This window comes from Actinocrinis sp., from assembly GCF_035938995.1.
Classification (GTDB): domain Bacteria; phylum Actinomycetota; class Actinomycetes; order Streptomycetales; family Catenulisporaceae; genus DASZGI01.
The window spans coordinates 1-7,946 of sequence record NZ_DASZGI010000208.1; the positions used below are offsets into that span (position 1 = coordinate 1).

The window sequence follows — 7,946 nt, forward strand, 5'->3', positions numbered from 1 at the left end:
GTCGGCAGCGCCGGGCAGGCCAACTACGCCGCCGCCAACGCGTTCCTCGACGCCCTCGCCGCGCACCGGCGCGACATCGGGCTGCCCGCGACCTCCCTCGCCTGGGGCCTCTGGGCGATGGACGGCGGGATGGGTTCCGGCTTGTCGGCGGCCGACGTGGCCCGCCTCTCCCGCGCCGGCGGGTCGCTCACCGAAGCTCGAGCGCTCGACTTGCTCGATGCTGCGCTGGGTCTGTCGGCCGACAGCGCACCGCTGCTGGTGGCCTCCTCCTGGAACTCGGCCGACCTGCGCGGGGACGTTCCGGCGGCACTGCGTGGCTTCGTGCGCACCCCCGTCCGCCGCTCCGTCCGCAGAGCGACGGCTGACACGCTGCCGACGACCGGCGCGAGCTCGGCAGCCGACGGCCCAACGGACGCGCCCGATGCGCTGGCCGGCCGCCTCGCCGCCCTCGCCCCGGACGACGCCCGCCGGACCGTCCTCGAGCTGGTGCGCAGTCACGTCGCCGCGGTACTGGCGCACGGCAGCGCCGACGAGGTCGACGTGGACCGCCCCTTCATCGAGCTCGGACTCGACTCGCTGACGTCGGTCGAGCTGCGCAACCGGCTCGGTACGGCCACCGGGCTGCGGCTGCCCGCGACGCTCGTGTTCAACACGCCCACCGTGGCCGGAGTGACCGACTACCTCGTCAGAGAGCTGGCACCCGCGGCCCCGGAACCGGACCGGGTCCTCGGCGACGCGCTGGAGCGGATCGCCGCGCAGCTCGACCAAGCCGACGCGGGACAACGCGACCGGGTCGCGGCGCTGTTGCGCTCCGCCCTGCGCCGACTGGACGAGGGGCGCGGCGACGCGGCGCCCGGCGGCAGCGGGTCTGGCGGCGCTGACCCCGGCCTCGCCTTTGGCGGCGCCGGACTCGGGTCCGCCTCCGACGAAGAGATCTTCCAGTTTATCGACAACCGGCTCTGACGGCGTTCCGACGAGATTCCCGACCAGGGGAAGCGAGACAGCGATGGCAACCGAGGACAAGCTCCGCGAATACCTCCACCGGGCGACGGCCGACCTGGCCGACGCGCGGCGCCGGTTGGCCGACTCCGACGCGCGCGCCCACGAGCCGATCGCCATCGTCGGCATGGCCTGCCGTTACCCGGGCGGGATCACCGCGCCCGAACAGCTGTGGGAGCTGGTGGACCGGGGAGTGGACGCGACCGGTCCGTTCCCGGCCGACCGCGGCTGGGACGTGGAGAAGCTCTACAACCCCGACCCCGACGTCCTCGGGACCACGTACACCGACCGCGGCGGCTTCCTGCGCGAGCCGGGCAGCTTCGACGCGCCGTTCTTCCACATGAGCCCGCGCGCCGCCCTGGCCACCGACCCGCACCACCGGCTCTTCCTGGAGGCCGCGTGGGAGGCGTTCGAGCGCGCCGGAGTCGACCCGGCCACGCTGCGCGGGACCCGCGCCGGCGTCTGGGCGGGGATGATGTTCGACTACTACTCCACCCAGTTCCTGGGCGCGATGCCGGAGGAACTGGAAGGCACCATGCTGATCTTCGGCGCCCCCAGCATGGTGTCCGGCCGGGTGTCCTACACCTTCGGCCTCGAAGGTCCGGCGATCAGCCTCGACACGGCGTGCTCCTCCTCCCTGGCCGCGATTCACCTCGCCGTCCAGGCGCTGCGCGGCGGCGAGTGCCCGCTCGCGCTGGCCGGAGGCGTGACGGTGATGCCGGTGCCGGACCTGTTCGTCGAGTTCTCCCGGCAGCGCGCGCTGGCCCCGGACGGAGTGTGCAAGGCATTCTCTGACGACGCCGACGGCGCGGTGTGGGCCGAAGGGGTCGGCGTCCTGCTGCTGGAGCGCCTGTCCGACGCGCGCCGCAACGGGCACCGGATCTTCGGCCTGATCCGCGGCACCGCGGTGAACCAGGACGGCGCCAGCAACGGGATGACCGCGCCCAACGGCGCGTCCCAGGAGCGGGTCATCCGGCAGGCGCTGGCCGACGCCCGGCTGACCCCGGGCGACGTCGACGCGGTAGAGGCGCACGGCACCGGCACCCCGCTCGGCGACCCAATCGAGGCGACTGCGATCCTGGCCGCCTACGGCCGCGGCCGACCGGCCGACCAACCGCTGTGGCTCGGCTCGGTCAAGTCGAACATCGGTCACACTCAGGCGGCGGCCGGGGTCGCCGGAGTCATCAAGCTCCTGATGGCGATGACGCACGGCCGGCTGCCGCGCACGCTGCACGTGTCAGAGCCCACCCACCACGTGGACTGGTCCTCGGGCGCGGTGCGGCTGCTGACCGAGGAGCAGCCCTGGACCCGCCGGGACGGGGAACGGCGCCGGGCCGCAGTGTCCTCCTTCGGCATCAGCGGCACGAACGCGCACGTGATCCTGGAGGAGGCGCCGGATGCGGAGCCGGCCGCCGCCACCGACGACGACTCGGCACTCCCGAACAGCCGCGACGGCCACGACGGCCCAATGGCCTGGGTGCTCAGCGCCCGAACCGAGGTCTCACTGCGCGCCGCGGCCCAGCGCCTCCACGACCAAGTCCACGCCGACCGCGCGGCGCGGCCCCTCGACATCGCCCACAGCCTCCTGACCACCCGCGCCCGCTTCGACCACCGCGCCGTCGTGGTCGGCCAGGAACGCGACGAACTGCTGGACGCGCTCGCCGCGCTCGCCGACGGCCGTTCGCACACCTCCGCGGCGTATGGCGCCACCACGGGCCGCCGGCCGAAGACCGCGTTCCTGTTCACCGGCCAGGGCGCCCAGCGCCCCGGGATGGGCCGCGACCTCTATCGGCGGTTCCCTGCGTTCGCGGCCGCCTTCGACGAGGTCTGCGCCGCGCTCGACCCCCACCTGGACCGCCCGCTGCACCAGGTGATGTGGGCCGAGCCGGGAAGCCCTGCCGCGGCGGCGCTCGACGAGACGCGCTATACGCAGCCGGCCCTCTTCGCCTACGAGGTGGCCGCCTTCCGGCTGCTCGGCTCGCTCGGCCTGACCCCGGACCGGGTCGCCGGGCACTCCGTCGGCGAGATCGCCGCGGCGCACATCGCCGGGGTCTGGGACTTGGCCGACGCGGCGCGCATGGTCGCCACGCGGGCGCGGCTGATGCAGGACCTGCCGGCCCGCGGCGCGATGGCGGCCGTGTCCGCCACCGAGCAGGAGGTGCTGCCGCTGCTGGCAGGGCTCGAGCACCTGGTCGGCATCGCCGCGGTCAACGGCCCCGCCGACGTCGTCGTGTCCGGCGAGGAGGAGGCCTGTCTGCGGATCGCGGAGCACTGGCGCGGGCTCGGCCGCCGCGTCAAGCGGCTGACGGTCAGCCACGCCTTCCACTCCCCGCTGATGGAGCCGATGGTCGACGCCTTCGCCGCCGAGCTCAAGGCTCTGACGTTCCACGAGCCCGGTCTGGCCTACGAGACGGATCTCGGTGCGGACCGCCGCTGGACCGAGCCGGAGTACTGGACCGACCAGATCCGGCAGCCGGTCGGCTTCGCCCCGGCCGTCGAACGGCTCGCGGCCGCCGGGACCGAGCTTTATGTGGAGGTCGGGCCGCAGGCCGTGCTGTCCGGCATGGTCCGCGCCGTCCTGCCCGACGCGGGAACCGTCACCGCGACCTCTCGCAAGAACCACGCCGAACCCGCCGCGATGCTCGGCTGTCTGGCCGACGCTTTCACGGCCGGCGCGGACGTCGCCTGGACCGAGTTCGCCACCGGCGGCAAGACCGTCGATCTGCCGACCTACGCGTTCGACCACGAGCGCTACTGGCTGATCCGCCCGCCCGCTCGGGCGGACGTCACCGCGGCCGGGCTGCGCGAGGCCGGACATCCGCTGCTGCGCGCGACAGTGGACGTCGCGGGCGGCGGCGCGGTGGCTACCGGTCGCCTCGGCGTGGCGGACCTGCCTTGGTTGGCCGACCACGCGATCGGCGGAACCGTGGTGGTGCCCGGCTCCGCGCTCTTGGACCTGGTGGCGCGGCTCGGCGCTGACGCCGGGTACCCGACTGTGGCCGAGCTGACCTTCGAGGCACCCCTTGTGCTGCCTCCCGTCGGCGATCTGGCCCTGCAGGCGGTCCTGGACAGCGACGAGCACACGGTGCGGGTGTACGCCCGCGCCGACGACGAGGCTCCGTGGACGCGCCACGCCACCGCCGTGCTGTCCTCGGACGCCACCACCAACGGAGACACCGACACCGGAGCGTGCGCATGGGCCGAGGCCTGGCCGCCGCCGCAGGCCGCCCCCGTCGTCTTCGAGGGCGCCTACGACCGGCTCGCCGAACTCGGCTACGAATACGGTCCCGCATTCCGCGGCGTCCGCGGGGCATGGCGGCGCGGCGGCGAGCTCTTTACCGAAGTCGCCGTGCCGGAGCAGGCCGCGACGCCCGGCTTCGGGCTGCACCCGGTCCTGCTGGACGCCGCCTTCCACCCCTACGTCTTCGAGGGCGGAAGCGAAGAACTCCGGCTGCCGTTCGTGTTCCGCGGTGTGCGGATCGCACCCTCCGGAGCCGCGGCGCTGCGGGTGAAGCTCACCGCGGACGGCCCGGACGGCTTGCACGTCGAGGCCGCCGACGAGAGCGGGCGACGGGTGCTGGCGATCGACGAACTGCGGGTACGGCCGATCGCGGTCGCCGCGCTCCTGGCGTCGGTGGGCTCCGCGACGGGTCCCGCCGGATACTACGGGCTGGAATGGCTTGAGCCGTCCCCGCTCGAGCCCGCTGACGGTGCCACATGGGTCGCGCTCGGCACGCCCATTGCCGGTCTGGCCTCGTATGACGATCTGGAGCAGGTGGCCGCGGCGCTCGAATCAGGGCAGCGCGCCGATTTCGTCGTCGTCGACTGCGCGGACCCGGCTGTCGTCAACACTGCCGCCAACACCGACGCCGACGTGCCGACCGCGGCCCGCGAGCTGACCGGCCGCGCGCTCGAGCTGATCCAGCGCTGGATCGCGGACGACCGATTCGCCTCCCGCCGCCTGGTCTTCCGGACCGGCCCCGACTCGCTCGCCGCGGCGGCGGTGCACGGCCTGGTACGCACTGCCCTGGCCGAGCAGCCCGGCCGATTCGGCCTGGTGCGCGACGGCGGCGGGTTCGACCACGCGGCCCGGCTCGCGGCGGCGTTCGCGGACGGTGAGTCCGAGTGCCTCGTCGACGGCAACCGCCTCTTGGTGCCCCGGATCGCCCGCCGCCGCCCGACCGGGACCGCCTCGGCGGACCTCGGCGGAGGAACCGCGCTGGTAACCGGCGGCACCGGCGGGCTCGGCGCGCTGGTGGCACAGCGGCTGGTGGAGAAATTCGGCGTACGCGACCTGATTCTCACCTCGCGTCGCGGCCCGGACGCGCCGGGAGCGGCGGACCTCGCGGACCGCCTGCGCGGGCTCGGCGCCCGCGTCCGCATCGAGTCCTGCGACACGTCCGACCGGTCTGCGGTGCAGCGGCTGCTGGAGTCGATCCCGGCCGACCGGCCGCTTACCGTCGTCGTTCACGCCGCCGGAGTGCTGCGCGACGCCGCGCTGAGCGGCCTGTCCCCGGAGGCGCTGCGGGAGGTGTTCCAGCCGAAGGTCGACGCCGCCTGGCTGCTGCACGAGCTGACCGCCGATCTGCCGCTGCGCGCGTTCGTCCTGTTCTCGTCCATCGCGGGCGTGCTGGGCAATCCGGGCCAGGGGAACTACAGCGCCGCGAACGCGTTCCTCGACGCCTTGGCGGAGCACCGCCGTCGGTCCGACCTGGTCGGCACATCGGTGGCGTGGGGTTCGTGGTCCGGGTCCGCAGGTATGGCGGCAGGGCTGTCAGCGGCGGACGAGGCACGGTTGGCGCGCACCGGGATCGCGACGCTCTCCGAGCAGCAGGGTCTTGAGTTGTTCGACGCGGCGCTGCTGGACGACCTGTCGGGCGGTGAGCCGCTGGTGGTCGCCTCGCGGTGGAACACGGCAGCGCTGCGCACACGCTCTGAAGCCGGAGACGAGATCCCGGCTCCGCTGCGCGGTCTGGTCCGCGTTCCGCCGCCCGCCTCGGGGTCGGCCGCCGCGGCAGGCTCGGCGGGCTCGCCCACCGGCCTGGCCGAGCGGCTGGCGGGACTCTCCGACGACGAGGCGCGCCAGGAAGCGCTGCGGTACGTCCGCACCCACGTGGCCGCCGTGCTCGCCTACGGCTCCGCGGAAGCGGTCCCGGCCGATCGGACCTTCAACGAGCTCGGCTTCGACTCGCTGAACGCGGTCGAGCTGCGTAACCGCATCAACGCCGACAACGGACTCGCCCTGCCGCCGACGCTGGTCTTCGACCACCCGACGGCCACCGCCCTCGCCGCGCACCTGTTGGGCGAGCTGGCGCCCGCCGCGCCCGACCCGGCGGATGCCCTGTGCGGGGCACTGCAGCAGTTCGCGCAGCAGCTCGACGGCGGCGCCACCGGCGGGCGGGAGCGCCTGATCGCCGAGTTGGAGGCGACGCTCGCCCGGCTCGGCGGCCGGGACGGCGCGCAGGTGTCCCTGGACCGGCTCGACGCCGCCTCGGACGAGGAGATCTTCGAGTTCATCGACAGCCAGCTGTGACGCAGCGGCGCCCAGAACACGCGGCAGGACAGGGGAAAACAGGCATGGCAGGCGAGGACAAGCTCCGCGACTACCTCAAGCGGGTCACGGTCGATCTGGCTGAGACGCGCCGCAAGCTGGCCCAGGCGGACGAGCGCCGCCACGAGCCGATCGCGATCGTCGGCATGGCCTGCCGCTATCCGGGCGCGGACTCGGTGGACGCTTTCTGGGAGTCGCTCGCGGCCGGGCGGTGCGCGGTCGCCGACGACGTTCCCGGCGGCCGGTACGACCTGAGTCCGTACGAGGAGAGCTGCGGGGTCTACACCCGCCGCGGCGCCTTCCTGCCCGACATCGCCGGCTGGGACGCCCGGTTCTTCGGCGCCTCCGCGCGCGAGGCGCTGCGCATGGACCCGCAACAACGGCTCCTGATGGAGCTGTTCTGGGAGGCCATGGAGGACGCCGGGACGCCGCCGCCGAGCCTGGAGGGCAGCCGTACCGGCGTGCTGGTCGGCTTCTCAGACCCCTTCCAGTACGGGCGGATGCAGGCGGAGCTGGAGGGCAAACGCTTCATGGTCGACCCGTACACGGGTCAGGGCAGCTCCATGAGCGTCGCGGCCGGGCGGCTGGCGTACCACTTCGACCTGCGCGGTCCGACCATGGCGATTGACACTGCTTGCTCCTCCTCGCTGGTGGCCGTGCACCAGGCGGAGGAGGCGCTGCGGCGCGGCGAGTGCGACCTGGCGCTGGCCGGCGCCGCCTTCCTCGTCATCCACCCCGACATGTACGTCAACGGATGCTCGACCTCGATGTTCGCGCCGGACGGCCTCTGCAAGACGTTCGACGCCCGCGCGGACGGCTACGTCCTCGGTGAGGGCGGTGGCGTCGTCGTGCTCGAACGCCTCTCCGACGCGCTGCGGGCCGGGCGCCGCATCCACGCGGTGATTCGCGGTTCGGCGGTCAACCAGGATGGCCGCAGCAACGGCCTGACCGCGCCGAACCGCGCGGCGCAGGTGGACGTGATCCGCCGGGCGCTCGCCGCGGCGCGAGCGACTGCGGACGAGGTGGTCTACGTCGAGGCGCACGGCTCGGCCACCAAGCTCGGCGACGCGATCGAACTGGGCGCTCTCGGCGACGTGTTCGGTGCGCGTTCGACCGACCGGCCGCTGCACGTCGGAGCCGTCAAGAGCAACATCGGCCACACGCAGGCGGCGGCCGGCATGGCGGGTCTCATCAAGACCGTCCTGGTACTGGAGCGGGGCGTCGTCCCGCCGAACGTAAACCTCACGGAGCTGTCCGAGACCGCGCAGGCGGCGGGCGACATCCGACCGGTCACGGCCGCGGTGCCGCTGCCGGAGAGCGACGGCCCGCGCTTCGTCGGGGTTAGTTCGTTCGGCTGGTCGGGGACGAACGCCCATGTCGTGATGGAGGCCGCGCC

At 73.7% G+C, this 7,946-nt stretch carries 2 protein-coding genes and 1 pseudogene; all 3 read left to right on the plus strand.

The window, feature by feature from the left end:
- The coding region (locus tag VGZ32_RS14900) for a KR domain-containing protein (protein ID WP_326886620.1) at positions 1–963 on the plus strand (963 nt) is incomplete at its 5' end.
- Between the two features lie 43 nt (positions 964–1,006).
- Positions 1,007–6,532, plus strand: a pseudogene (locus VGZ32_RS14905) (type I polyketide synthase); the annotation flags it as partial.
- A 44-nt stretch (positions 6,533–6,576) separates the two neighbouring features.
- Positions 6,577–7,946 (plus strand): beta-ketoacyl synthase N-terminal-like domain-containing protein (locus VGZ32_RS14910; protein WP_326886622.1); only part of this gene is annotated, 1,370 nt, incomplete at its 3' end.